Annotated in this window: 21 protein-coding genes; 10 read left to right on the forward strand and 11 right to left on the reverse strand. The window is 57.0% G+C overall.

All coding sequences use genetic code 11. The features are described 5' to 3' along the window. The first annotated feature begins 17 nt into the window (after positions 1–17). The gene (locus MMW58_RS17015) at positions 18–8,600 is read left to right on the forward strand and encodes a glycoside hydrolase family 94 protein (RefSeq protein ID WP_241721692.1); all 8,583 of its coding nucleotides are present in this window, start codon (positions 18–20) and stop codon (positions 8,598–8,600) included. A 19-nt stretch (positions 8,601–8,619) separates the two neighbouring features. Here the strand turns inward: MMW58_RS17015 and MMW58_RS17020 are convergent, their stop codons facing one another. Further along, positions 8,620–8,853: a hypothetical protein gene (locus tag MMW58_RS17020; protein ID WP_095096819.1), complete on the reverse strand. Its 234-nt coding sequence runs from the start codon at positions 8,851–8,853 to the stop codon at positions 8,620–8,622. A gap of 153 nt (positions 8,854–9,006) precedes the next feature. Between MMW58_RS17020 and MMW58_RS30345 the strand changes: the two genes are divergently transcribed. The 3 genes from MMW58_RS30345 (at position 9,007) to MMW58_RS17030 (ending at position 10,370) form a co-directional block, all read left to right on the forward strand. Next, on the forward strand, positions 9,007–9,183 hold the full coding sequence (locus tag MMW58_RS30345; protein WP_218029264.1) for a YnfU family zinc-binding protein: 177 nt from the start codon (positions 9,007–9,009) through the stop codon (positions 9,181–9,183). An 80-nt stretch (positions 9,184–9,263) separates the two neighbouring features. Further along, positions 9,264–9,545, forward strand: coding sequence for a hypothetical protein (locus tag MMW58_RS17025; RefSeq protein WP_241721693.1), 282 nt, complete (start codon positions 9,264–9,266; stop codon positions 9,543–9,545). 342 nt (positions 9,546–9,887) lie between these two features. Beyond that, complete coding sequence (locus MMW58_RS17030) at positions 9,888–10,370, forward strand: LysR family transcriptional regulator (RefSeq protein ID WP_241721694.1); 483 nt, start codon at positions 9,888–9,890, stop codon at positions 10,368–10,370. 23 nt (positions 10,371–10,393) lie between these two features. Here the strand turns inward: MMW58_RS17030 and ampC are convergent, their stop codons facing one another. Further along, entirely contained in the window at positions 10,394–11,551 is a 1,158-nt protein-coding gene (gene ampC, locus MMW58_RS17035; RefSeq protein WP_305853195.1) for a class C beta-lactamase, read from the reverse strand. Positions 11,552–11,680: 129 nt separating this feature from the next. Here ampC and ampR point away from each other — a divergent pair, with 129 nt between their 5' ends. Next, a complete protein-coding gene (gene ampR / locus MMW58_RS17040; protein WP_241721695.1) occupies positions 11,681–12,550 on the forward strand; it encodes a LysR family transcriptional regulator AmpR in 870 nt (289 codons plus the stop codon). Between the two features lie 54 nt (positions 12,551–12,604). Here the strand turns inward: ampR and MMW58_RS17045 are convergent, their stop codons facing one another. Both MMW58_RS17045 and MMW58_RS17050 read right to left on the reverse strand, forming a co-directional pair. Then, on the reverse strand, positions 12,605–13,195 hold the full coding sequence (locus tag MMW58_RS17045) for a nucleotidyltransferase family protein (protein WP_241721696.1): 591 nt from the start codon (positions 13,193–13,195) through the stop codon (positions 12,605–12,607). A gap of 149 nt (positions 13,196–13,344) precedes the next feature. After that, entirely contained in the window at positions 13,345–14,229 is an 885-nt protein-coding gene (locus MMW58_RS17050) for a LysR family transcriptional regulator (protein ID WP_045854978.1), read from the reverse strand. A gap of 197 nt (positions 14,230–14,426) precedes the next feature. On the opposite strand from MMW58_RS17050, the gene MMW58_RS17055 reads away from it, so the two are divergent. Continuing rightward, complete coding sequence (locus MMW58_RS17055; RefSeq protein ID WP_241721697.1) at positions 14,427–15,563, forward strand: alpha/beta hydrolase; 1,137 nt, start codon at positions 14,427–14,429, stop codon at positions 15,561–15,563. Positions 15,564–15,762: 199 nt separating this feature from the next. Beyond that, positions 15,763–16,956: an MFS transporter gene (locus MMW58_RS17060; RefSeq protein WP_159236333.1), complete on the forward strand. Its 1,194-nt coding sequence runs from the start codon at positions 15,763–15,765 to the stop codon at positions 16,954–16,956. Here the strand turns inward: MMW58_RS17060 and MMW58_RS17065 are convergent, their stop codons facing one another. Together MMW58_RS17065 and MMW58_RS17070 are read right to left on the reverse strand one after the other, a co-directional pair. Beyond that, on the reverse strand, positions 16,957–17,262 hold the full coding sequence (locus tag MMW58_RS17065) for an AzlD family protein (RefSeq protein ID WP_159236334.1): 306 nt from the start codon (positions 17,260–17,262) through the stop codon (positions 16,957–16,959). Beyond that, positions 17,252–17,977 carry an AzlC family ABC transporter permease gene (locus MMW58_RS17070; protein ID WP_241721698.1) on the reverse strand — a complete coding sequence of 242 codons (726 nt, stop codon included), beginning with the start codon at positions 17,975–17,977 and terminating at the stop codon, positions 17,252–17,254. Before MMW58_RS17070 ends, MMW58_RS17065 begins: the two co-directional genes overlap by 11 nt. A gap of 116 nt (positions 17,978–18,093) precedes the next feature. On the opposite strand from MMW58_RS17070, the gene MMW58_RS17075 reads away from it, so the two are divergent. Next, positions 18,094–18,993: a LysR family transcriptional regulator gene (locus tag MMW58_RS17075; RefSeq protein ID WP_241721699.1), complete on the forward strand. Its 900-nt coding sequence runs from the start codon at positions 18,094–18,096 to the stop codon at positions 18,991–18,993. A gap of 57 nt (positions 18,994–19,050) precedes the next feature. Here MMW58_RS17075 and MMW58_RS17080 read toward each other — a convergent pair whose 3' ends face one another. The 5 genes from MMW58_RS17080 to MMW58_RS17100 all read right to left on the reverse strand — a co-directional run bounded on the left by MMW58_RS17080 (position 19,051) and on the right by MMW58_RS17100 (position 22,969). Further along, on the reverse strand, positions 19,051–19,395 hold the full coding sequence (locus tag MMW58_RS17080) for a cupin domain-containing protein (RefSeq protein WP_133597673.1): 345 nt from the start codon (positions 19,393–19,395) through the stop codon (positions 19,051–19,053). A gap of 51 nt (positions 19,396–19,446) precedes the next feature. Beyond that, on the reverse strand, positions 19,447–19,947 hold the full coding sequence (locus MMW58_RS17085; RefSeq protein ID WP_241721700.1) for a P-loop nucleotide/nucleoside kinase family protein: 501 nt from the start codon (positions 19,945–19,947) through the stop codon (positions 19,447–19,449). Between the two features lie 50 nt (positions 19,948–19,997). After that, complete coding sequence (locus tag MMW58_RS17090; protein ID WP_241721701.1) at positions 19,998–20,747, reverse strand: SDR family NAD(P)-dependent oxidoreductase; 750 nt, start codon at positions 20,745–20,747, stop codon at positions 19,998–20,000. Positions 20,748–20,815: 68 nt separating this feature from the next. Next, positions 20,816–21,505 carry a helix-turn-helix transcriptional regulator gene (locus tag MMW58_RS17095; protein ID WP_241721702.1) on the reverse strand — a complete coding sequence of 230 codons (690 nt, stop codon included), beginning with the start codon at positions 21,503–21,505 and terminating at the stop codon, positions 20,816–20,818. Positions 21,506–21,730: 225 nt separating this feature from the next. Further along, positions 21,731–22,969, reverse strand: a complete 1,239-nt coding sequence (locus tag MMW58_RS17100; protein ID WP_159236339.1) for an MFS transporter — start codon at positions 22,967–22,969, stop codon at positions 21,731–21,733. A 302-nt stretch (positions 22,970–23,271) separates the two neighbouring features. Between MMW58_RS17100 and MMW58_RS17105 the strand changes: the two genes are divergently transcribed. Continuing rightward, positions 23,272–24,342, forward strand: a complete 1,071-nt coding sequence (locus tag MMW58_RS17105; RefSeq protein WP_076945309.1) for a LacI family DNA-binding transcriptional regulator — start codon at positions 23,272–23,274, stop codon at positions 24,340–24,342. Beyond that, complete coding sequence (locus MMW58_RS17110) at positions 24,339–25,310, forward strand: nuclear transport factor 2 family protein (RefSeq protein WP_159236340.1); 972 nt, start codon at positions 24,339–24,341, stop codon at positions 25,308–25,310. The genes MMW58_RS17105 and MMW58_RS17110 overlap by 4 nt, the downstream gene beginning before the upstream one ends. Positions 25,311–25,364: the final 54 nt, after the last annotated feature.

Here is a 25,364-nt window from a genome sequence, read left to right on the forward strand (position 1 = left end):
CGCATCAGAGCAACGCTATGAAAATGAATCCCCGAGCATGGTTTAGCCGCTCCCGTATGTCTACGAAATCTCCTGAACTGGTGCCGTTTCCTGCCAACGACTCAACAAGCGAAAATAGCTTGCGCTCAGAGCTGTTTTCGACGCCTCAGATGGAACGTTACGGCCAGAAACTGGCGCACACTCATAAGTTGTCACCGGATAAGCTGCCTTACTATCTTCTTAAACGTCTGGGAGATAATGAGGCTGCGATCACGCAAAACTGTTATGCGCTCAATGCCGGGAAAAAATCGAGCATCATGCCCGCGGGTGAGTGGCTGCTTGATAATTACTACCTGATTGAGGAACAAATCCGCATTGTCCGCCAGCACCTGCCAAAAAGCTTTGGCAAAGGCCTCCCGTCCCTGGCATCGCCTCACCACTGCCCGCGTATTTACGATATCGCATCTGAAGCTATTGCTCACGGTGACGGGCGCTGGGACGTGGCCAGCCTGACCAGCTATATTGCGGCCTATCAGCAGGTGACGCCGCTGACGTTAGGCGAGGTCTGGGCGCTACCGGGCATGCTGCGTCTGTCTCTAATCGAAAATCTACGTCGCGTCAGTATGGAAGTAGTAAAAGCCCAACAAGAACGCAGTCTGGCAGATACATGGATTACGCGGATTTTCGAATGTGCCGAGAATACTCCGGCAGACTTAATCATGGTGGTCGCCGACATGGCGCGCGCGCGGCCGCCGCTGAGCAGTGCGTTTGTCGCAGAACTGGTACGCCGCCTGCAGGGGCGCGGCAATGCGCTGGCACTGCCGCTGACCTGGGTGGACCAGCGTCTTGCTGAACAGGGCGTGACAACCGAGGTTCTCATTCACCGCTTCAATCAACAGCTTGCGGCCAGCCAGCTTTCCGTCAGCAACAGCATCGCGGGCTTGCGTTTGCTGAGCGAAACGAACTGGGCTGATTTCGCCGAGGCAATCAGCGTCGTAGAACAGACATTGCGTCTCGATCCTGCCGGCACCTATTCCCGTATGCACTTTGATACCCGGGATCATTACCGCCACGTCATCGAGATCCTGGCCAGAGACAGTCGCTTTAGCGAGTCAGAGGTAGCCAGCCGGGTACTGGCGCTTTCTGTGGAAAATGCGCCCGGCACGCCGGGGCATCATATTGGTTATTATCTCGCCGGTGGAGGCCGCGAGCTGCTGGAAGTGCAGCTTTCCGCCGATACCTCAGGGCTGATACGCCTGCGGCATAGTTTCAACAAAATCCCCTTGTTGTCATGGCTTGGCAGCCTGAGCCTGCTGACGACAGCGGTGACGGCCGGAATTTTGCACGAAACCGCGCAGCAGGGAATGGGCTGGATGCTGATACTTTTGGCGTTGCCGCTTATTTTGGCGGTCAGTCAGTTAATGAACGATTTGTTAAGCGAAGCAACCACCCGCTTTCGAATACCCCGACCGCTGCCGCGAATGGATTTTTCCGCTGGAATTCCGGCGGATTGCGCGACCCTGGTAGTGGTCCCTTGTATGCTGACAAGTCACGAAAGCATCAGCAAGCTCCTCACCAGCCTGGAAGTGTGCTGGCTGGGTAATCAGAACGAAAACCTCCGCTTCGCCCTTCTTACCGATTTTGCCGATTCCGCCGTTGAAAAACCGCCAGAAAACAGCGGGCTGCTCAGACAGGCCATCGCGGAAACAGAGGATCTTAACCGCCGCTATCCAGCCAGCCGCCCACGCTTTTATCTTCTGCACCGACAGCCAGAATGGGCCCCCACGCAGGAAAAATGGATGGGTTATGAACGCAAACGGGGAAAGCTGGCGTTGCTGAACAACTGGTTGCGCCATCCCGCGGCGCAATTTTCCAGCGTCGCAGATGCGCCAACGCATCTGTTGCCGGGTCATATTAAATATGTCATCACCCTGGACAGCGATACGGTGTTACCGCGCGACACGGCGCATAAGCTGGTCGCGACAATGGCGCATCCGCTCAACCTGCCAGAGTATGATCCGCTACGGCAGAGGGTCGTCAAAGGGTACGGCATTTTACAGCCCGGGCTGGCGGAGGAAATGCCGCGCAACGGACAGGGACGCTATGCCGCCATGCGCAGCAGCGTGCCGGGTAATAATCCCTATTCGATGATGTCTTCAGATATCTATCAGGATCTCTTCGGCGAAGGATCGTTCGTTGGTAAGGGCATTTATGACGTCGATATCTTTGTCCTGGCCACCGCCAACGCCTGCCCGGAAAATCTGGTCCTCAGCCATGATTTACTCGAAGGGTGCTACGCTCGCTCCGGGCTACTCAGTGAAGTTTTACTCTACGAGCAGTACCCAAACAACTATCTGTCAGACGTTGCCCGCCGCACGCGCTGGATCCGTGGCGACTGGCAGCTGCTTAACTGGCTCAGCCCGTACGTCAGAAAAGCGGATGGAACCCGGGATAAAAACCCGCTATCGGCGCTTTCCTGCTGGAAGTTATTCGACAATTTACGCCGCAGCCTGGTCAGCCCGTCTTTGCTGGCGCTTCTTTTTTGCTCCCTGCTGCTGGTCCCCAACCCGCTTTATTGGCTTGGCGCGCTGGCGCTGGTGTGGTTATTGCCTTCAGCGCTGAGCATCAGCCACGACCTTCTGCATAAACCTCTTCGTCGCCCTTTGCGGCTGCATATTCCACTCGTCGCGGCCGGGGCGCTGAAACGGTTTTCCCGTATCGGGCTCAATTTTGCGATACTGCCGCATGAGGCCGGATACTCATTGTACGCCATTGCCGTGACGCTCTGGCGCCTTGGCGTCAGTCAGCGCAATCTCATCCAGTGGACCAGCCACAGCCCCGACGGCCATCAGCCCGGCGTTTCGGTGATTCGTTTTTATCGGGCGATGTGGCTGAATGTTGTCGCCGGGGCGGCATTGACGATGATGACTTTTCATTTTTCCCCACGGCTTCTGACTATCGCTCTGCCCGTCGGCGTTCTATGGTGTCTTGCCCCCCTGCTGCTGAGCTGGCTAAGCCGCCAGCCTGAACGTAAGGCGGTTTCGCTGAACCAGGAACAGAAGCAGCTGCTGCGTCAGACGAGTCGCGAAATCTGGGCCTTCTTTGAAACCTTTGCCACGGCAAAAGAGAACTGGCTTCCACCGGATAATTACCAGGAAATACCGCAGCCAACCATCGCACATCGCACCTCCCCCACCAATATCGGACTTTCCCTGATGGCCAACCTGACCGCCTGGGATTTTGGCTACCTGCCCGGGGGAGAGGTTTTACAGCGCGTGACGATGACTCTCGACTCAATGGATAAAATGGAACACTTCCGGGGCCATCTCTTTAACTGGTATGACACCCGCACGCTTGCGCCCCTCAGCCCACGCTATGTTTCGAGCGTTGACAGCGGCAATATGGCCGGCCATTTACTGACATTGCGCGAAGGCCTGTCCGCCATGCGTCATCAGCCGGTTTTGAACAGCGAGCAGATCCTGGCCGGGCTGAACGATACGATAATCATTCTGGAAAAACACTGGGGTCAGAACGCGCCAACCGGTCTGCGACTGCTGCGCAAGCACTGCCTGAACGCAGCGTCGCTGCCTCCGGCGCAGCTGTTCAGCGAACTTAAAAAAATGCGCGCCCAGTGTAACCATCTGACGACGCAGTGCGCTCAGGAGAGCAGCCTTGTGGTGCGCTGGACAGGACACCTTGAGCATCAGCTGGTGCAGCTTTGCCATGAATGGTCGCATTTGCTTGGCTGGATACCTCAGACGTATAGCGAACAGATGCTGCCGACATTGAGCTGGCTTGCCGGCGCGAGCTATTGCGGCGAAGGAACGCCTCCGGCATCGGCTACGGCGCTGGCCCGCATGCGGCTGAAGATTATCACTGAACTTGAACAGCGGCTGAACGATCATGCGAGAATGGATTTTGCTTTTTTGTACAGCGAGGCGACCAGCCTGCTCAGCGTCGGCTACAACTGTGATACGAACACACCCGATAAAAGCCATTACGATCTTCTGCCGTCTGAAATCCGTCTGACCAGTTTTCTCGCCATCGCGACTAACCAGCTGCCGTTAAAAAGCTGGTATGCCCTGGGACGGTTGTTCACCACCATTGACCATGAAACCGCGCTGATGTCGTGGAGCGGTTCGATGTTTGAATACCTGATGCCGAACCTGGTGATGCCCACCTGGCCCGGTAGCCTTCTCGATGAAATGAGCCAGTCCGCGGTTAAGCGTCAGATACGCTGGGGCAAAGAGCGTGGGGTGCCGTGGGGGGTATCGGAGTCCGGTTATCATGCTTTTGATGTTCAGCACAATTATCAGTATCAGGCATTTGGCGTACCGGGCCTCGGTCTGCGGCGAGGACTTGCTGACGATATGGTCATCGCCCCGTATGCGACACTGCTGGCGCTAACGATCTCTCCGCAGAAAGCCTGCGAGAATCTGCTCAGCCTGGAAAAAAACGGCGCGCGCGGCGAATACGGTTTTTATGAAGCGCTGGACTATACCCCATCCCGCCTCGCAACCGGGCAGCTGTATGCCGTCGTGCAGTCCTGGATGGCGCACCATCAGGGGATGGCATTTCAGGCGCTGGCTCACGTGCTGCTTAACGCCCCGATGACGGAGCGATTCATGTCCAGTACCGTCTTCCGCTCGGCGAGCCTGCTGTTACAGGAGCGCGTGCCGGATGCGGTCGATCTCTACAGCCCGCGCCGTCATTTCGAATCCCATGAAGGAAGGGTCAAACCCGTTCGCTACGAACCGCGTATTTTCACCGGAGCAGATACGCCGGTGCCTGAAGTTCAGCTGTTGTCCAACAGCCATTACCATCTGATGTTGACCCCCGGTGGCGGTGGCTATAGCCGCTGGAACAATATTGCCCTCACGCGCTGGCGCAGCGATACGACCCGGGATAACTGGGGAGCATTCTGCTATATCCGCGATTCACAAACGGGCGAAGTCTGGAGCAATACCTGGCATCCCACCGGTAAAGACGCCGATAACGGCGACGAGGCGATCTTTACCGATGCCGGTGCTGAATACAGGCGTACTTTCGGATCGCTGAGTGTCAGAACCCAGATTGTGGTCTCCCCGGAAGATGATATTGAACTACGGCGGCTCACGCTGGTACACAGGGGGCGAATGCCGCGCGACCTTGAACTGACAACCTATTCCGAAGTGGTGCTGGCGCCCGACGCCAGCGATCGGGCCCATCCGGCATTCAGCAATTTATTCATCCAGACCGAGATTAACCCCGCTCGTGACGCGATCCTGTGCCATCGCCGCCCGCGTTCGCTGGACGAACAGAACCCGTGCATGTTTCACATGGTGGTCGTGCATGGCAATAACAGTAAGAGCATCTCGTTTGAAACCGACAGGGCAGCATTTATTGGCCGCGGCAGAACCCCTTCAAATGCGCTGACAAGCGTAAAAAAAGGACCGCTCAGCAATACCTCGGGGGCCGTTCTTGATCCGATACTGGCGATTCGCCACGCTATCACGCTACTGCCGGGACAGCCCGTCACTATCGATATCGTTTACGGTATCAGCGAAAGCCGCCAGCACAGCCTGGCGTTGCTTGAAAAATACAGAGATCACCCCATCGCTGACCGCATCTTTGAACTGGCCTGGTCCCACAGTCTGGTGGTGTTACGCCAGATGAACGCCAGTGAAGATGATGCCACGCTGTTTAACCGTCTCGCCAGCGCGGTGCTTTACCCCTGTCACGAGCTGCGCGCCGACGGCCAGATTATCAGCCGTAACCGGCGAGGTCAGTCCGGCCTGTGGGGCTGGGCGATTTCAGGCGATCTGCCGATAGTGCTGTTCAGTATCACCAGCGAAGAAGGTATCGCCTCGGTAACAACACTTATTCAGGCGCACCGATACTGGCGCCAGAAAGGGCTGGAGGTCGATTTGGTGATCCTCAATGAGAGCCCCGGCGGCTACCAGCAGGCGCTGCAAAACCAGATTATGGATTTGATTTACGCCAGGTCAGGAGCCAGCCTGCTGGATAAATCAGGCGGGATTTTTGTCCGTAATGGCGAACATCTCTCCGCCGAGGATAAGCAGCTTCTGATGAGCGTCGCCTGCCTGTATCTTGATGATCGAGCCGGCGGGCTAAGTGAACAGCTTAACCAGCGCATTCATACCCTAAAACCCCAGCCCAGGTTGCTAATTCCGCACCCTGCAGCAGAGGGCAATCGACATACCGACTGGACGCCTGATACCCATCAGCTGCGCCATTTCAATGGGCTCGGCGGCTTTTCTCAGGATGGTCGGGAGTATCAGATTGTCCTCAGGGAAAACGAGCCGACGCCAGCCCCGTGGTCAAATGTGCTGGCAAACGCCGATTTTGGCAGCGTTATTTCAGAGGCGGGACAGGCCTACAGCTGGTATGAAAATGCCCATGAATACCGCTTAACGCCCTGGGAAAACGATCCGGTAAGCGACCGCAGTGGTGAAGCCTTCTATCTGCGTGATGAAGAGAGCGGTGCGTGCTGGTCGCCGACGATACTGCCGGTGCGCGGCCACGGCGACTATCTGACCCGTCATGGTTTTGGCTACAGCGTGTTTGCCCACCGGGAGAGCGGGATAGACAGTGAGTTGACGATACTGGTCGCCGAACGGGCGCCGGTTAAACTGGCGATCCTGACGCTCAGTAATAATTCGGGACGAACGCGTAAACTGTCCGTCACCGGCTATGCGGAGTGGACGCTTGGGGATTTACGAACCCGTTCGGCCTCCCATATCGTTACGTATCCAGTCAACATTGCTGGCGGTTGCGGGGTGATGGCCAACAACTTTTACGGCGCTAACGGCGGCGAGCGCACGGCATTTTTTGCCGTCAGCGGCTCCTACTGCTCGCTGACGGGCGACCGCCGCGAGTTTATTGGCCGAAACGGTTCATTGCAAAATCCGGACGCCATGAAGCTGCGCAGGCTCTCGGGGAAAACGGGGGCCGCGCTGGATCCCTGCGCAGCAGTACAATCCGCGGCCACGCTAATTGATGGCGACCAGAGAACGTTTATTTTTGTCCTTGGCGTGGATGAAAATCATAGCCGGGCTCAGGAGACCCTGGCCCGCTATCTGAATGAGGATACCGTCCGCCAGGAGCTGAACAACGTTCACCGCTATTGGCATCACGTACTCGATAAAATGGTGGTCAATACCCCGGATACCTCCGTGAACTTACTGGTCAACGGGTGGCTGCTGTATCAGACGATGGCCAGTCGCCTTATGGCGCGTAGCGGTTACTATCAGTCCGGCGGCGCATTTGGTTTTCGCGATCAGCTGCAGGATACGCTGGCGCTCAGTCACGCCGCCCCGGAAAGGATGCGCGAACAGATAGTGCTGTGCGCAACACGACAGTTTGTTGAGGGAGACGTGCAACACTGGTGGCACCCTCCTCACGGTAACGGCGTGCGTACACGCTGTTCGGATGACTATCTCTGGCTCCCGCTCGCAGTCTGTCACTATGTCGAAACGATCGGGGACACAGAAATACTGGAATTGAATATTCCTTATCTGCAAGGTCGTCCGCTCCATCCGGGTGAAGAATCCGTCTACGACACGCCGGTCATCAGCAGCAGCGAAGAGACGCTATGGTTACACTGCGTCAAAGCTATTCAGCATGGATTACGCTTCGGGCAGCACGGTCTCCCGCTGATGGGGGCCGGCGACTGGAATGACGGGATGAACCAGGTTGGCATTGAGGGGAAAGGTGAAAGCGTCTGGCTGGGCTTCTTCCTGTACGATATTTTACAACGCTTCGCTTCGCTTGCCGATCGGCGACAGGATGCCAGCGTCGCTTCAATGTGTCGTTCAGAGGCGCTGCGCCTGCAAAAAAATCTCGAAACCTCGGCATGGGACGGTGAATGGTACCGGCGAGGATATTTTGACGATGGTACTCCCCTGGGCTCAAAAGCGTCCCAGGACTGTCGAATTGATGCGATTGCGCAAAGCTGGTCGGTACTGTCCGGGGTCGCCAGCCAGGCGCGTAGCGTCATGGCGATGCAGGCGCTGGATAAGCATCTGGTGGATAACGAGGCCGGGCTAATCAAACTGTTAACGCCACCTTTCGATGGGCACGGGCCGAATCCGGGATATATCCAGGGCTATCTGCCAGGAGTGCGGGAAAACGGGGGGCAGTATACTCATGGCGCCATCTGGGCGGTGATGGCGTTTGCCCGGATGGGGAATGCAGAACGCGCGTGGCAGCTGTGGTCAATGATCAACCCGATAAACCACACGCTGGATGCCGGTGAAGTGGAAAGATATAAAGCGGAGCCCTACGTCATGAGCGCTGATGTGTACAGCGTCGCGCCGCATACGGGTCGTGCCGGATGGAGCTGGTATACCGGTTCCGCAGGCTGGGCATACCGTTTGTTGACAGAGGAGCTGCTGGGGATAAAACGTTGCGGTACTTCCCTTACCGTTCATTCTCTGTTGCCGGACAACTGGCCGTCGTTTTCCATGACATATCAGTACGGCGACAGTCAGTATCACATTAGCGTTTCACGTGGCGTCGGGAAATACCAGGCCACTCTGGATGGCATCATCCTCCCCGATGACAGCATTCCGCTGATGGATGACGGACAATTCCATACCATTGATATCATTCAGAACTGACGCTGGCTTAGCGTGCGCATTAACGTCTGCCGTTAGTGCGCTGATTGTCCCGGAGAACATCAATTGCGGTCTTCATCGCGGTTTTGTCATCCCTTCTTTTTTGTTTGTCCTGCATCACCTGCAGGTACTCAAGCAACGTCCGGGTGTTAATGGGGCGGCCCTGTTTGCCGACGGCCAGCACGGCTTCACCAAGGATAATTTTCACTGGCGGCAATTGCGCCGGGTACCAGTCGAGGATGTCTTCTGATTTCATTATAAATTTCTCACGGAAGGGTATTATATCACAAATCACCCAGGTGGTCTGCGGGTCTGACTTGCTGATTTAGTAATAAATCCACATAACATTATCTAAATAATCTTGCTTAAAGGCGTATAATGAATATTACATTCCATAGAGTATCAATTTATGTCTTATACAAATGGACTCAGGCATTTTAAAGAGAGACCCGTTCACGTGGCTTGCCCGGTATGTGCCCACCGGGCCGATCAGAAAGCAGGTAAATTACGGAAAAATGCGGTTCTGGAGTGCCCCGCCTGCGGGCTATTATTCAGACCGTCAGAATGCTGGTGTATTGGAGGCTGATCGGCAATTTCGCATTTGAAAGATACACAAACGGGAAAATGGCGACCTACCTGTTTTACTCTGTAATGAAGGTTATGCTTATGAACACCAGTAAAGTTGTTCTTATTGAAGGAGATATTATTGGCTGCCGTCTTTCCGGCGAAATAAATCAACCTTTCTGTATTCACAGAGTCAGATTTAGCAATGATAAATATGCGATTGTGCGGGTCGCATCAGGACAGTGCTTCACGCCAGGGGAGATCATTGAACGGCACGGGAACCAATGGTTTTACAGCCATGAAAAAATTCGCCTGCTCGGGTTTGAATACCTTGACGAAAAGGAATCCGCCAGACAATTCCATGAACATTACTGGCATATATAGAATAGTCCTGAGGGATATTTTACTGATGCAAACCGAACGATTATAATTTCCGGCCACTGGCTAAATTCTGCACTTTAGCGATTTCATTTAAATAGATGAGTATCATCAACATTAACATACGCCGTTAAATATTAGCCCTACCGTTGTTTATCCTGTTCGCCATAACATGCAGGTACATTAAAGAAAAACGATGCCAGGTGTACTGCTACGATTGTGCTTTATCCCCAAACGGGTTTTTCTGGTTTTGATTGCGTCTGCAGTTCCCTTGAGGGGATATTAAGTTCAGCGCACATCACTGATAAGATGACTTCTACCCACAACAGCTATGCAAGAAATGCACAGATGCAATCAGAGAAATTTGCCGAATTCTCTGGAGTCTTTGTCGATGTCGCCCGTGAGAGCAGTTTTTCGGGTGCTGGTCGCCATCTCGGGCGCACTCCCTCCTCGATAGGACGGCAGATTGATGCGCTGGAAGCGTACCTGGATACCCCGCTTTTTTTGCGGTCTACGCGGCATTTAACCCTGACCGATGCAGGGGAAATGCTGCTGATTCGCGCCAGACAGATCCTCGATTCACTGGAGGACACGCAGCAGGAACTGGCGTCAATGAAGGGCGAAGTAACTGACGTGCTGAGAGTGGCGTGTTATCCCACATTTGGTAAACGCTATGTGCTGTCGGTTATGGCAAAACTCTCCCGCCAGTATCCGGCGAAGGCCCTGTCGTCACATGGAACTGAGCTGATATCGCCCTGCGGCCTGGCTATTTTAACCAACAACATAGCGCACTGCTGCAGGGCTTTCACTTTCGACACCTCCGTCGTTTAAGCGACCGGCGCGCGCAAATAGGTTTACTGTAAAGCTTGCAAAATGGTATATCCGGCGGTGATACGCGCCGGGTTCGGGTAGCTCTTATTCGCTAACATAACAATTCCCACCTGCAGCTGCGGGATAAACGCCACATAGGCGCCGAATCCGCCGGTGGAGCCGGTTTTATGCACCCATGAGGCGGCGACCGCCGGGACCGGCGGTTCTATCGCCGCTGCCGGATGCGGGGCCAGCGCCACCGCGTTATCGCCGCCTTTCGCTATCACCGCGCCATTGACCGGCCAGTTGAGCATCTCCCAGCCCAGCCCCTGATACATATCGCCAATCCGCCAGTAGCGTGCCTGCGCCATCTCGAGGCCTTTTCTGAGCGTGGGGCTGCCGGCCTCCCGGGGCGCCATATTAGCCTGTAGCCAGGCGGCCATATCCGTAATCGTTGATTTCACCCCGTAGGATTCGGCATCCAGCATACCGGGTGAAACGTGCACCGGCTGGCCGCTGCGGTAGCCCCAGGCATAGTTTTTCTCTTCCGCGGGCGGAATGTTAATCCAGGTATGGTTGAGATTCAGCGGCCGCAGGACCCGCTGGCTCATGGCGTCTTCAAAACCGAGCCCCGAAGGCTTCACCGCCAGCATGCCGAACAGACCGATGCTGCTGTTGGCATAGACGCGCATGCTGCCCGGCGCCCACTGCGGCTGCCAGCGCCGATAGAAATCGAGCAGCGAGGCCCTGTCCGTAACGTTATCCGGCACCTGTAGCGGCAGACCGCCTGCGGTATAGGTTGCCAGATTCAGCAGCGTTATCCCCTGCCACCGCTTGCCGTTAAGCTCCGGCCAGTAGCGGCTGGCATTGTCGCTGAGCTTGATTTCGCCGCGGGCCACGGCGTCTGCGCCCAGTACGCCGGTGAAAGTTTTGCTCACTGAGCCAAGTTCAAACAGCGTGTCCGTCGTGACCGGGCGGCCGCTGCCGACGTCCGCTTTACCCCAGGTGAAATAGTACCGCTGGCCCTGATAAATAACCGCCACCGCCATGCCAGGGATCGCCTGCTCTTTGAGCAGAGGCTCGATGGTTTGGCTGACCACCCGAGAAATCTGCTGCTCGGTGAGCGTCTTCGATGCAGCGAAACTTACCGCGGTGAGCGAAAGCGCGGCCAGTGCCAGAACGCCGTTCAACATTTTTTGCATGGGTAAAACCTTCCATAGAGTGAGAGAGATATCAGGGCCCTGAAAACGCGCTAAGTCTGTGGGCTTTGACTCGCTCTGACAAACGATTAAACTTAGCATCTGCCTGCAGTTTTTCTAACACATACGGCCATGACCAGAAGCTATCTCCCACTGAATGCCCTTCGCGCTTTCGAAGCCGCAGCCCGGCACCTAAGCTTTACTCGCGCAGCCGTTGAGCTCAACGTCACGCATTCTGCTATTAGTCAGCAGGTAAGATCACTGGAGGAACACCTTAATTGTCAGCTATTTGTGCGGGTATCGCGCGGGCTGATGCTGACGACAGAAGGCGAAAACCTCCTGCCGGTGCTGAACGGTTCTTTCGACATCATCGCCGATACGCTCGATCGTTTTAGCGCCCGGCAACGGCGAGAAAAACTAAAAATAGGTGTCGTCGGGACGTTTGCGGTGGGGTTCCTGCTGCCCAGGCTGGATGATTTTCGCCGCTGCTGCCCGCATATCGACCTGCATCTGTCGACGCATAACAACCGGGTCGATCCCGCCGCCGAAGGGCTGGACTATACCCTTCGTTTCGGCAACGGCGCCTGGCACGATACCGAGGCCATATTCCTTTGCGATGCGCCGCTCACCGCGCTCTGCACGCCGGCGATAGCCCAGACGCTCTACAAACCGGCGGATGTGCTTAAGTACACCTTGCTGCGCTCCTACCGCCGCGACGAATGGGCAACATGGATGACGAAGGCCGGTGAAGCCCCGCCGGCGCCGACGCATCCGGTGATGGTTTTTGACACCTCGCTGGCGATGCTGGAGGTGGCGCAGTGCGGGGCCGGAATTGCGATTGCGCCAGCCAGCATGTTTAGCCATTTGCTCAGCGCCGGGCGCATCGTGCAGCCGTTCCCAACGGAGATTCACTGCGGCGGATACTGGCTCACGCGGCTGCAGTCGCGCCCCGAAACTGTCGCTATGCGCGACTTTGCTGCCTGGGTAGCGAAGCAGTGGTAAGCCATTGCCCTATTAATTGCGCAAAATATCCCCGGTTCGAGAGAGTGACGCCCATCAGGAAAGCGCCCGTTCGCCCTGCTCCGGCTCTCCGGGAACAATAAGCTGCAGCAGGGGATAACGCTCAACCCACCTTTTGGCGGCAACCCGATGTTTAAACACGGACAACCTTTGCAGCGCAAACTGCGGCGTCGGCCTTAGGCGGAGCTCGAATAAATCGGCCAGGCCGTAGGGGGCAATTATCTCAATCAGGCCCGTATCGCCTATTCTGACGGCGACAGCCGTGGCCGTTTCAGGCCAGTAGCGGATAGCATCCTCCGTCGAGCGGTACGGCGCATTGCCGCTATGGTGATGCATTCTGGCCTGGTTCTTCACCGACCAGTCGAACGCGGGGCTCAGTTGATTAAGCGCGGCTTCCAGAAGGCGATCGCCATCGGCAGCGCAGCGCGCAGCGTCAAACCACACCACGTCAACGTCTCCGCCCACGGGCCGCTGGCCGTATCCATGCAGGCGATCCCAGACCGCATCCCGCACGAATCCGGCGCCGATCCAGCCGTCGTTGAGCCTTAAGCTTTGAACGGCATAAAGCGCCTTCATCCTTACGGCATCGTCTAACAACAATCTCTGCAGCGCCTGCTGATATGCCATCGTCTTCCTCATCTGTGCCTCTTCCGGCTATTGCCGCTTTAGCCCCGCAGCTCGCTCCGGGTCCCCTGATACTCTGCATTATTAACGATCGCGGCGGGCCTCAGCGAGGCTGACGCTGCGCATAATGGCGGTGATGCCATCGCCCTGCATCATATCTTCAGTGTATCAATGACGATTCTCAGGGCCGGCGACACGTTGCGATGGGGATAATAGAGGAATGAACCCTCCATGCGCAGGCTGTAGGGCTGTAACACTCGGATAAGCACGCCGCGCGCTAAATCATCGGCCACCAGCTCTTCGGGAACATAGGCCAGCCCCAGACCTCGCCGGGCGGCCTCGGCCTCCATATAGCTGTCAGAGAAGACCCACTGCCCCTGCGGTCGGTGGGTGATCTTTTTATCGTCCAGATTGAGCTCCCACTGGTACAGGCTTCCGTCGCCAAACTGATAGGCAATACAGGGGTGCGCCGCCAGCTCGGCCGGAGTTTGCGGAAAGCCGTAGCGACGAAAATGCTCGGGAGTGGCGACAACGACCATCTCCATATCCGGCGTAATGCGTACCGCGATCATGCCGCTGCCCACCTCCGGACCCAAACGGACGCCCGCATCGAATCTTTCGGCAATAATATCGACGAACCGGCTTTCACTCATCAGCTCCAGCCGGATATCGGGATAGCGTTGCTTAAATACCGCGAGCTTTGGCAGGAGGCATTTATCAATGGCGTGCTGGCTGGCATTGATGCGCACCGTGCCGGACGGGGTCTGACGATAGTGCGCCAGCGTGGCAAGCCCCGAATCTAAGGCGTCAAATCCGGACTCGGCCGTCTGGTAGAGCTGCTCGCCCGCCTGCGTCAGGGATAGCCTGCGCGTGGTGCGCACCAGAAGCTGGACGCCCAGCCTTTCTTCGAGCTCGCGAACGGAACGGCTAATTCCCGACTGCGCCAGCCCAAGCCGCTGGGCCGCTGCGGTGAAGCTCCCCTCCCGCACCACCTGCATAAACAGGTAGAGCTCATTATAGTTTTCCCGTTTTGCCATCAGTGCCTCCTGCGGTGTCGGGCTACGTATCGCCCGCTTCGCCGCCCTTTCTATAACAATATGATATTAATCCTAGCATTTTACCCCCTCTAATCAGCACTATTTTTGCTAACTATAATGAGCCCCATGAAACAAAGCACCGCAGCGTTGTCCGGATGAAACCTGTACCTGTATCCTTTTTTCCAGGGGAATTTTTGATGAATGCTTTCACCAAAAAACTGACGTCCGCTATACCTGCGATGCTGCTATGTGCATCATTAAGTGGAGTCACGACAATGAGTTATGCTGATACTACCAATCCAAATGCGCCCGTTTCGATGGTCGAGAAATGGGATAAGACCTTCGCCGAAAGCAGTAAAGTGGATCACCGTAAGGTGTCATTCCAGAACCGGTATGGCATCACCCTGGTGGGCGATATTTATATCCCCAAACGGCGGGGAGATCGCCGGCTGGCGGCAATCGCGGTCAGCGGGCCCTTTGGCGCGGTGAAGGAACAATCCAGCGGCCTGTATGCGCAGACGATGGCTGAGCAAGGATTTGTGACGCTGGCGTTCGATCCCTCCTACACCGGCGAGAGCGGCGGTCACCCCCGCAACGTCGCCTCCCCGGATATCAACACCGAGGACTTTAGCGCGGCGGTTGATTTCCTCGGCTTACAAAAAGAGGTCGATCGCAACCGTATTGGCATCCTCGGCATCTGCGGCTGGGGCGGGATGGCGCTGAACGCGGCGGCAATGGATACCCGCGTTAAGGCGGTCGCCACCAGCGTGATGTACGACATGAGCCGGGCGATGGGCCACGGCGTTGGCGAAGGTAAAGATCGTTATTCCACGGCCGATCGCCGCGCCGTCCTGCAGTACCTGAACGAGCAGCGCTGGAAGGATGCGCAGAGCGGAACCTTCGCCCATGCCGGTCACGACATCTACGTCGACCAGAACGGCAAAGCCAGCGCTGCGGAGCGTATTCTGCCGGAGACCCTCCCCGCCGATCCTCACCCGGTGCTGAAAGAGTTCTTTGACTACTACCGGATGCCGCGCGGTTTCCACGAGCGTTCGGTTAATTCCACCGGCGCATGGACGGCGACAACGCCTTTATCGTTTATGAATATGCCGCTGCTGAGCTACGCCAGTGAAATCACCATCCCAACGCTTATCGTGACGGGGGAAAAGGCCCACTCGCGCTACTTTGCGGAAGATGCTTTTAAAGCCGTTGGCAGCAAGCAGAAGGAGCTGGTTATTGTGCCGGGCGCGAACCACGTGGACCTCTACGACAACGTCGCCGGTAAAATACCTTTTGCGCGCTTCGGGCAGTTCTTCAAAGACGGCTTAAAATAGAAACCTCGAAAGCTAACCTTTAACAAGCCGCCGGACGCTGGCCGGCGGCTTTTATTCCGACGCCTCCAGCCTGATGTTATCGAGCCCGCTGACAACATCGCACTTTATCCTTATCCATAATGTCGATCGCTATTGCATAAATAGCGTCCGTTCCGGCGCGAGCACCGCCAGCCCGGGGCGATATTCAGAGATGTAGCCCATGTCCACGCTGAACCCTGTAACACCCCGCGCTAAAGAGCACGCCCGCTGGGGCGGCATTTTTGCCATGACCCTGTGCGTTTTCGTGCTGATTGCCTCGGAATTTATGCCGGTCAGCCTGCTGACGCCGGTTGCCAAAGATTTGGCCGTGACCGAGGGGCTGGCAGGCCAGGGAATTGCCATCTCCGGGGCGCTGGCGGTCCTGACCAGCCTGACCCTTTCCACTATTGCCGGCAACGTGAATCGCAAATACCTCCTGCTGGGGATGACGGCTCTGATGGCGCTGTCGGGGATCGTTATCGCCCTCGCCTCCAGCTTTTCGATCTACATGGCGGGACGGGCCCTGATTGGTATTGCCATCGGCGGATTCTGGTCGATGTCCGCGGCCACGGCCATTCGCCTTGTGCCGCAGCATCAGGTCTCCCGCGCGCTGGCTATTTTTAACGGCGGTAACGCGCTGGCGACGGTGGTGGCCGCGCCGCTGGGTAGCTATCTCGGGACCACTATCGGATGGCGTGGAGCCTTCATGTGCCTGGTGCCCGTGGCGATAGTCGCCTTCATCTGGCAGTGCTTCAGCCTGCCCAATATGGCGGGCAGCACAAGCCGCGCGCCGCGCGCAAACGTGTTTCGGCTGTTCGGCCGCCCGGTGGTCGCCATGGGCATGTCTGCCTGCGGCCTGTTCTTTATGGGGCAGTTTGCGTTATTTACCTACGTGCGCCCGTTTCTGGAGACGGTAACGCGGGTAAATAGCTCCGACCTGTCGCTTATCCTGCTCACGATCGGGGCGGCGGGTTTTGTTGGCACGCTGTTCGTCTCCGCGTTCCTCAACGCGAGGTTTTACCTGACGCTGATGGCCCTTCCTCTGCTGATGGCCGCCATCGCCGGGACGCTAATAGTGGCCGGGCACAGCCTGTGGATTGTTGCCCTGCTGCTGGGCCTTTGGGGGATGTTTGCCACCGCTGCGCCCACCGGATGGTGGACATGGATAGCCCGCACCCTGCCCGAAGATGCCGAGGCCGGAGGCGGGCTGATGGTCGCGACGATCCAGCTCTCTATCGCCCTGGGTTCGACGGCAGGCGGCGTTGTGTTTGACCATTTCGGCTGGCAGTACGCTTTTGCGATGAGTCTCGCGCTGCTGCTCGGCGCCGTCGTGCTGACGTTTTTCACCGCCCGTCAACAAGCCGACGCGCGTTAATCACCGTCTGATGAATGCTGCGACGAGGATCCCACCGGCGATAGCAATGAGGGGCCTTTTAAGCACCAGCATCAGGATGGCGGTGGTCAGCAACGCCATCTGGGCGCCTCTGTCGCCGGTCGCTGCCGTGGGGGCGATAATGGCGACAAGCACGGAACCGGACATGGCCTGAATAAATCTTTTTATCTTGCCGTTGAGCGGCACAAAAGACATCACGTATACGCCACCCCAGCGGGTGGCGAGCGTCACCAGCGCCATCACGATGATGACCATTACCGCCCCGGCATCCGACATCTCAACGTTCATTTTTTTTGCCTCCCGGCACGATGCCCACGATCCCTCCGGCGATGGCGCCGGCAATCACGTGGCTGTTTTGCGGCAGCCATTTATAGGCCAGCAGCGAGGCGCCCGCCGCCACGCACCAGATAATGAACGTCCGCGGGCTCCTTTCCCCCTCAAACACCATGGAGAGAAGAAAGCACCCCATCACCATATCGAGGCCGTAGCGTTGGGGATCGTGGATTGCGCTGCCGAAGTAGAGCACCACCACCGTACCGACAACCCAAAAAAGCCACAGCGCCAGACCGCCGCCAAAGAGCAGGCCCAGCCCCGGCCTGTCGCGGCTAAATGCCTGTATCGCCATCGCCCAGTTCGCATCGGATGCGACCGCCATGATCCCATAGCGCTTAGCCGGGGATAAATAGCGTAGCCACGGATACAGCGTGGCCCCCATTAGCAGATGCCTGGCATTGATCGCGAAAACGGTCGCCACAAGCGTGACTAGCGGCACCGGCTCTCCCCACAGGCCAAGCGCGGCGAACTGGGCGTAGCCGGCGAAAACCAGCAGGCTCATCATGGTCGCCGTAAGATGGCTTAGGCCCTCCTGCGAGGCCGCGAGGCCAAAGGCGGCGCCGAAAACGGCGACAAATAATGAAATCGGCATCAGCTCGCGAAAGCCGGAGCCAATAAGTGAGCCGTTCAGCAAAGCTAAATCGGCGCTGTTTTTCGTCATCGCGGGCATCGTCTTCTTCCAGTGGCGCAAACCTCAACTGAGAGCCACTATGCCCGCGTTGCGCGATCGATAAAAACGCATAATAATGGATGATACTATTTGCTTATCGAATACATGGAGCCAGCATGCATTTTCCGGATCTCCAGATGGACTGGCTCAAATGCTTTGTCGCCGTGGTCGATGCGGGGTCGCTTTCTGCGGCGGCGCCTGAGGTTCACCGCTCCCAGTCGGCGGTGAGCATGCAGCTTAAAAAGCTTGAATCGGCTCTCAGCTGCCAGCTTATCCTGCGCGGCCCCCGGCAAAACCAGCTCACGCCCGAAGGACAGAAGCTGCTGGGCTATGCCAGGCGGATGCTTGATTTGCACGCTGAGACCCAGGCCGCCTTTCACGGCGAGGAGCTCACGGGGCGCATTCGGCTGGGGGTGCCGGACGACTATGCGGCCAAATACCTGACGCCGGCCCTCAAGAGGTTTGCCCCTCACTTTGGCTCGATAGAGATCGAGCTCAGCTGCGAACAATCGACTTCGCTGATCCCGCGCGTTGAGAGCGGCGATTTAGACCTTGCGCTGGTCTCGCGGGAAAATGCCGGCCAGGGGACGCTGCTATTCTATGAACCGATGGTGTGGGTCGGTTCTCCACAGTTTGAGGTTTGGCGGCGCGACCCGCTGCCCGTGGCGGTATACGAAAGTACGAGCATGGCAAAACGCAGCGCTATCAACGCACTGGCCCTACAGGGACGCCGGTATAAGGTGGTTTATAACAGCTCCAGCCTCTCAGGCCAGATTGCGGCAGTGGAGAGCGGGCTGGCGGTCGCGGTGCTGACCCAGTGCAGCGCCCCGCCGCACCTGCAAATTTTGGGCAGGGAGCAGCAGCTCGGGCCGCTGGAGCCGATGGCGGTGGCCTTATACCGGAGCCGGGCGTCAAAAGACTCTCTGGCGGTCGGGAGCCTGTATGAGTCGCTGCTGAGGACGCTGAGAACGTCGGCTGCGGACCCTTTCGCTTATAGAGACCCCGAGCAGCGCTGACGGCCCGTTTTATGCCCCGGACGATCGCCGCTAACGGCGCCGGCCCGGGATTGATCGTCAGGATGGCGCGAGGTCGGTTCGATCTCCGCGCGTCGTCGGATGGGAGATAACGATAAACTCCACCGCAGAATCACTATCATTTCTGGCCTGATGCTCTGAGCCAGGGGGAATTTCCAGCCCCTGCTGAGCGCCGATTTCGTGCCTCTTACCCGCCAGCTCCATGGTGAGAACCCCCTGCAGCACGAAGAAAAACTGTCTGGACAGGCAATGATAATGGCGCTTTTCGCTGGTGCCCGGCGGCATTTTTTCGTGAATGACGAGCATGTCCTGGCGGTTGAGCAGATACCAGCCGTCGCAATTATCGCCCCAAACATAATGCTCAGCGTTCTCTTTTGAAATCATCGCCCTGCTCCTTTTTTAGGCTATCCGCTTCTCAGGGAAGTGATTGCAAGCTTACCGAGCAAGCGCGGCAACCGCCAGCGTAACGCATTGCTCAACGGACAGTTTTCCGCTGTCGAGAACCAGCCGCTCTCTGTTCCAGGACTCATAGTACAGGCCGGTAACGTTATGCCACTCCGGCAGGATTAATCCCTTGACCTCTGATGTCCGGGTTTCGACTCGCCGGCGATGTTCATCCCTGTCGGAGCACACCACTTCTATCTCTAAGAAGTCGCCCCCCGTAGAGAGCGCAACGTCGCGGTAAGCATCGCGCGTGAGGGTCAGGGGGTTCACCGAATCGGCAACGACCGTCGCCCCCATCTTCAGGTTTTCCCTCGCCACTGAACAGGCGACAAAGTAGCCCTCAGGCCCCATCTCCCGCGGATGTTCATGCGCTTCGCGGATTGCCTGCTCGATGGTGTCTATCCGCAGATAGAAGGCGCCGAGTCGCTTCACCAGCGCCTGCGCAATCGTGCTTTTCCCGCTACCGGGTAAGCCGCTGAAAATAATGAGCATCGTTAGTCCTTAACCTCCTTTAGGCCGGAGAATATCGTGCAGGCAAACATTTACTCCGCCAGGTAGCCGCCATCGATGGGATAGACGCCGCCGCTGCAGAACCCGGCCTTTTCCGACAGCAGGAACAGGATAAAATCCGCCACCTCCTGCATTTTAGCCATTCTCTTTAGCGGATGGCTATTCGCAAAGGCGCTCTGAACGTCTGCGGGCAGTTGATTTATACGCGGCGTGCTGACGTATCCCGGAGCCACGGCGTTGACCCGCAGGCCCTGCTGCGCAAACTCCAGCGCGGCGGTTTGGGTGAGGCCAATAACGCCGTGTTTAGCCGTCGTATAGGGCGCCAGCCCGGGAATACCGACCAGGCCATTAACTGAGGATAAATTAACGATCGCCCCGCCGCCGGATTTTAGCAGCAGCGGAATTTCATATTTCATACAGTAAAAAACGCTGCTCAAAGAGGTGGCGATCACCCTCTGCCAGTTATCTATCGTCTGCTGCGCAATATTTTTATGACTTTCGCCGGTGATACCCGCGTTATTAACCGCATAATCCAGCCTGCCAAAGCGGGACACTACCTCATCGATCATCCGCCGCACCTGCTCCGGCTGCGAAACATCGCACGCGATACCCGCCGCGGTGCGTCCATCCGCTGACAGCGATTTAGCCTTGCGCTCCGCCTGTTCGCGGGTTCGGCCAACCACGACCACCCGCGCGCCCGCGCGGTGTAATTGCTCCGCGACCACCTCACCGATGCCGGCGGTGCTGCCGGTCACTATCGCGACTTTGTGTTGAAAGCTCATGTTCGCTCCTGTAGAGAATGATGTTTTTTGCTCTACAGGAGTATATGAAAAGGCAGTGACAGCTTTTGTCAGTACTCATCGCCCAGGCGAAGCCCCTCCTGCTCCCTCCATTTTCGCAATAAGCGGATCCTGCTTTCGTTATATTTATCGGCAAGCAGCGCGATTTGTATTATCCGGTCGGTTCTGAAATGGCGAAAATCTTTTCGCAGCTCGCACCATCCGGCTAACAGCCAGCACTCCTCCATATAAACCAGCGCCACCGGCCATATCACTCGGGAAGAGAGTCGCTCGTTTTTAGCGCAATAGGCTATTTGAACTTTATGTCGGTGATTAATCGCGTGGCGCAGTTCAGGAAAAAAAGCCTCATCTCTTTCACCCGGCCCGGTCAGCAATGACTGATATTCGATGTGCTCCTTTAATTTATCAGGCGTCACCGAATGTATTTTTGCCAGCGTGCTTTTAGCGATCTTTTTAAAATCCGCATCGGTATTATGACAAACCCAGCTTAGCCCGAGCGTCAGGGCGTTAATTTCCTGGGCCGTAAAAACCAGCGGCGGCAGATGGTAGTCCGACTTAATAATATATCCCATGCCGGAACTGCCCTCGATGCAGACCCCCTGCTGCTGGAGCGTCTGAATATCCCGGTAAACGGTGCGCACGCTTATCGCCAAACGTTCTGCAAGGGTCGATGCGGTAACCGGATAGCGGTGCTCCCGCAGGATCTGGAGCATTTCAAGGAGCCTTTGCGTACGGGTCATCACGTTTTCCTGTTATTCGCCGTGCCTCATTCTGCGCTTTGCCCGGCAGCTGACGTTAATACCGGGACGGTGCGCAGAGAATCAAACGCCGATCGGCAACGGCCTGATAATAGATAGCTGAAGAATACCCCATTCCTCAATGCAGCGGCAGCTATCGCAGGCCTGATTGCCGACCGCCGTTGAAACCCGCGGCCGGGTCAGGATAGAGAAGTTCGCTGAGAAAAATTATCGTTCGCGGGCGGAGGCCAGCCGTGCGCTATCGGATAGCTGAGATGAGGCATCGATCTGCCGGTTATTAACCCAGCGCACGGACAGCGGCGTAATAATGGCGGCAACCACCGACAGCGCGGCAATTAACAGATAGCCGGACGACAGATTAATATGCTGCAGCATCAGCCCCATAATCACCGGGCCGACAAACATTCCCAGCGAGTAAATCGTCTGAAAAAGCCCCATCCGGGTAGACTGTTCGTCCGGGTTGGTATTAATCACGCTAAGCGACATGAAGGCGGCAAAGGCCATACCGAATGAGAAACCGGCCAGCGCCTGCAGGGCATAAATGAGGTACATATTGTCGGTAAACGGAATACCGAGCGTCGAGAGGATCTGCAGAATAATCCCCGCCACGGCGGTTTTCATCACCCCCAGGCGCTTATAGAAAACCGAGCTGCACAGGGCGATGGCGAGCGCATAGAAGATCAGATGGATATTGCTTAGCAGCGACAGGATCCCCGCCCTGGCCCCCAGCTTTTCGGCGTAAATAGGGGTCAGGGTATCTCGGGTGGCGAACGGCACCAGAATAACGATGGTGGCTAAAATACCAATCAGCCACACGGAGCGATCGCACAGCTGCTTACGCGCCCCGGCGATACAGGCCTGCAGCGTCGGGGCGCGCACCGAATCGTGCACGTCGCTGATGCGGGTGGTCAGGATCAGCGCCAGCAGCCCGGAGACGCAGGAGAGTAAAAACGCGATGTTATTCTCAAAATAGTGAATTAATAACCCGCCGATGCAGTTGCCAATGAAAACGCCCACCGGACCGGCCAGCGCCAGCAGCGCCACGGCGGCCGGGGCTTCTTTACGGTCAAAGTAGCGGATAAACAGGATGTTATACAAAACCCACGTCGCGGCCGTTACGCCGTCCGCCGCCTTCGCCAGATACAGGGTCACCGCATTCGGCTCCAGCCAGGCCAGAGGCCAGGTGAAGATAGGCAGCAGCAGGCTGATTTGGATAAAGATTTTCCGACTTTTCACCACGTCAGAGACGATCCCCAGCGGAAAGCGAATCAGCAGCGTCGCCAGCCCGCTGGCCCCCATGATTATCCCCATCACCTGCGGTTCAATGCCCCTCTCCAGCATCATCGGCGCCAGAAAAGCGTCAATGCTGTGAATACAGATAAAAAACAGAATGCTAATGATAAAAAAGAGCCGGGCTTCAGGTCGGCGAAGTAGTGCTTGAAACATGGTTTGAACCTCTGAGAATTAATGGTTTTTAACCAATCAAGAACGGCATTTACCGGCTCTTCCCTCTGGCTGAATCTCCCTTTGCCCGGTATCGTTGACGGCATGAAATTGTCGTGAATACGTATTCAATTATTGAAGTTACGAAAAGGTTTCAATTTTGTAAAGTGACCTAATTAACATTGTGAGAAATTTAATTTTTACTGTTGCATACGCATGCAAAGATGGTGTAAGTATAAAAAACACCCTCCTGCTGACGGCGGCCTAACGGCGTTGGCGAGAGTCCAGGATGAGGAACCGGGGTAATGAAACGTAAGAGTTTTGCGGCGGTCACGTCGCAACAGGTGGCGCAGCTGGCGGGGGTATCGCAGTCGGCGGTATCGCGCAGCTTTACGCCAGGGGCGAGCATCTCCCCGGCGACGCGTGAAAAGGTGCTGAAGGCTGCCCGGGAGCTTGGCTATCGCCCAAACGCGATCGCCCGCTCTCTCAATACCGCCCGGTCGCGCATCATCGGCGTGGTGATCTCCTATTTCGATAACCAGTTCTATCCGCAGGTTCTGGAAGCGCTGGCGCAAAAGCTCGATACCCTCAACTACCACCTGCTGCTGTTTGTCGGCGACAGAGAGGGCAACGTCGACCGGATTTTCGATCAGATTATGCAGTACCGGGTCGACGGCATCGTGCTGGCCTCGGTCACGCTGTCGCTGGATCTCTCCGAAGAGTGCCTGGCAGCAGGGATCCCGGTGGTGCTGTTTAACCGCAGCCAGGAGAACGGCATGGCGTCGAGCGTGAACAGCAATAACGAAGCGGCGGCGCGGCAAATCGCCGAGTTTCTGCTGGCCGGCGAGCACCAGCGCTACGCCTACGTCGGCGGCGTTGCCGACTCGTCGGTGAATATCGCCCGTCAGCGCGGCTACCTGACGGCGCTGCAGGAGCAGGGCATCACCGACGTGCGGGTAGTGAACGGCAACTATGACACCAGGCAGACCATTCGTGCCGCCTATAGCCTCTTCTCAACGCCTCCGCTGCCGGACGCCATCTTTGTCGCCAACGACCATATGGCGATAACGGTGATGGATGTCGCCCGCTACGAGTTCGGCCTGCAGATCCCTCAGGACCTGTCGGTCATTGGCTATGACGATACCGGCCCGTCCGGCTGGCCCTCGTATGCCCTGACCTCCGCTTCTCAGCCGGTACAGGAGATGGTGGAGGCAGCGGTTGGGCTGCTGATGAAGCAAATTGAGAGCGGCACCATCGAGCCCGAGCAGATTACCGTACCCGGCATGCTGGTTGTGCGCCACTCTGCCCGCCGTCCGCACAGCGGCATCATTGAAAAAGAGGGTCTATCCCTGTTTCAGCCCCAGGAGCTTAAATGAGCAGATTACGCGGCTTCAGCCCCCAGTTTGATTCTATTCAGCAGTTTATTACCACGCTGACCCACGTCGTCTGGGAGCAGAAGGATATCGGCCAGCTGGCCGATTTCTACGCTTCGCCGGTGGTGTTTATTACCCCGGAAAAGCAGCTGACCGACCTTTCCCAGTTTATGCGCCATACCCTGGAGGCCATGCATAGCTTCCCGCAGCGCAGCGTGCTGACGGAGGATATTCTCTGCGCGGAAAGCGAGGGCGGCGAGTATTACGCCTCCCAGCGCACCGTGGCCTCAATACGCCACCAGGGCGAGGGCTTTTTCGGCGCGCCGACCGGCAAAAGCGTCTGGGTACGCACCTGGACGGACCGCATCTGCGCCGACGGGGCGATACGCCAGGAGTGGCTGCTGCAGGACCGCACGGCGATCCTGGCCCAGCTGGGGCTGGACGTCCGCGAATTTGCCCGCAGCCTGGACAGCGTCCGCCAGCAGCTGGGGCTGGAAAAGACGCCGGCGGAGGCGCTGGACGCGCGCTGGGCCGGCGGACCCGACGGGGACGACGTCGATGGCCCCATCGCCGGGGTGATTGAGCGCTATCTGACCATGTGGGCCGGCGGCAACAGCGGGACGGTGCCCGGTTTATATCACCCCGCCGCGACGCTCTTCGCGCCGGGCCACTGTATGGGCACCGGAGAGGCGGAAATCAGCGCGCTGCTCTCCGGCTACCGCGCTTCGTTCGCCGATAGCGAAACCCAGCTGCATCATCTGACCGTGCGTAAAGATGCCCATGAGCCGGTGCGCATCTCGCTGCGCTGGTCGCTATTAACCTGGCACGACGGCTACGGCAAATTTGGCGCGCCGACGCGCAAACCTATTTCTATTGCCGGCATCAGCCAGCTGGAATTACGCGATGGTTTAATTATTCGCGAATATCTCGGTATCGATGAATTATCAATATGGTCGCAAATCGTTAACTAGCAAATATTTATCATAGTTTATCTGCCGCAATATTAATTGCGGTAATAACATCGC

This window comes from Klebsiella sp. HC6 (assembly GCF_022605325.1).
GTDB classification, from domain to species: Bacteria; Pseudomonadota; Gammaproteobacteria; order Enterobacterales; family Enterobacteriaceae; genus Klebsiella; species Klebsiella terrigena.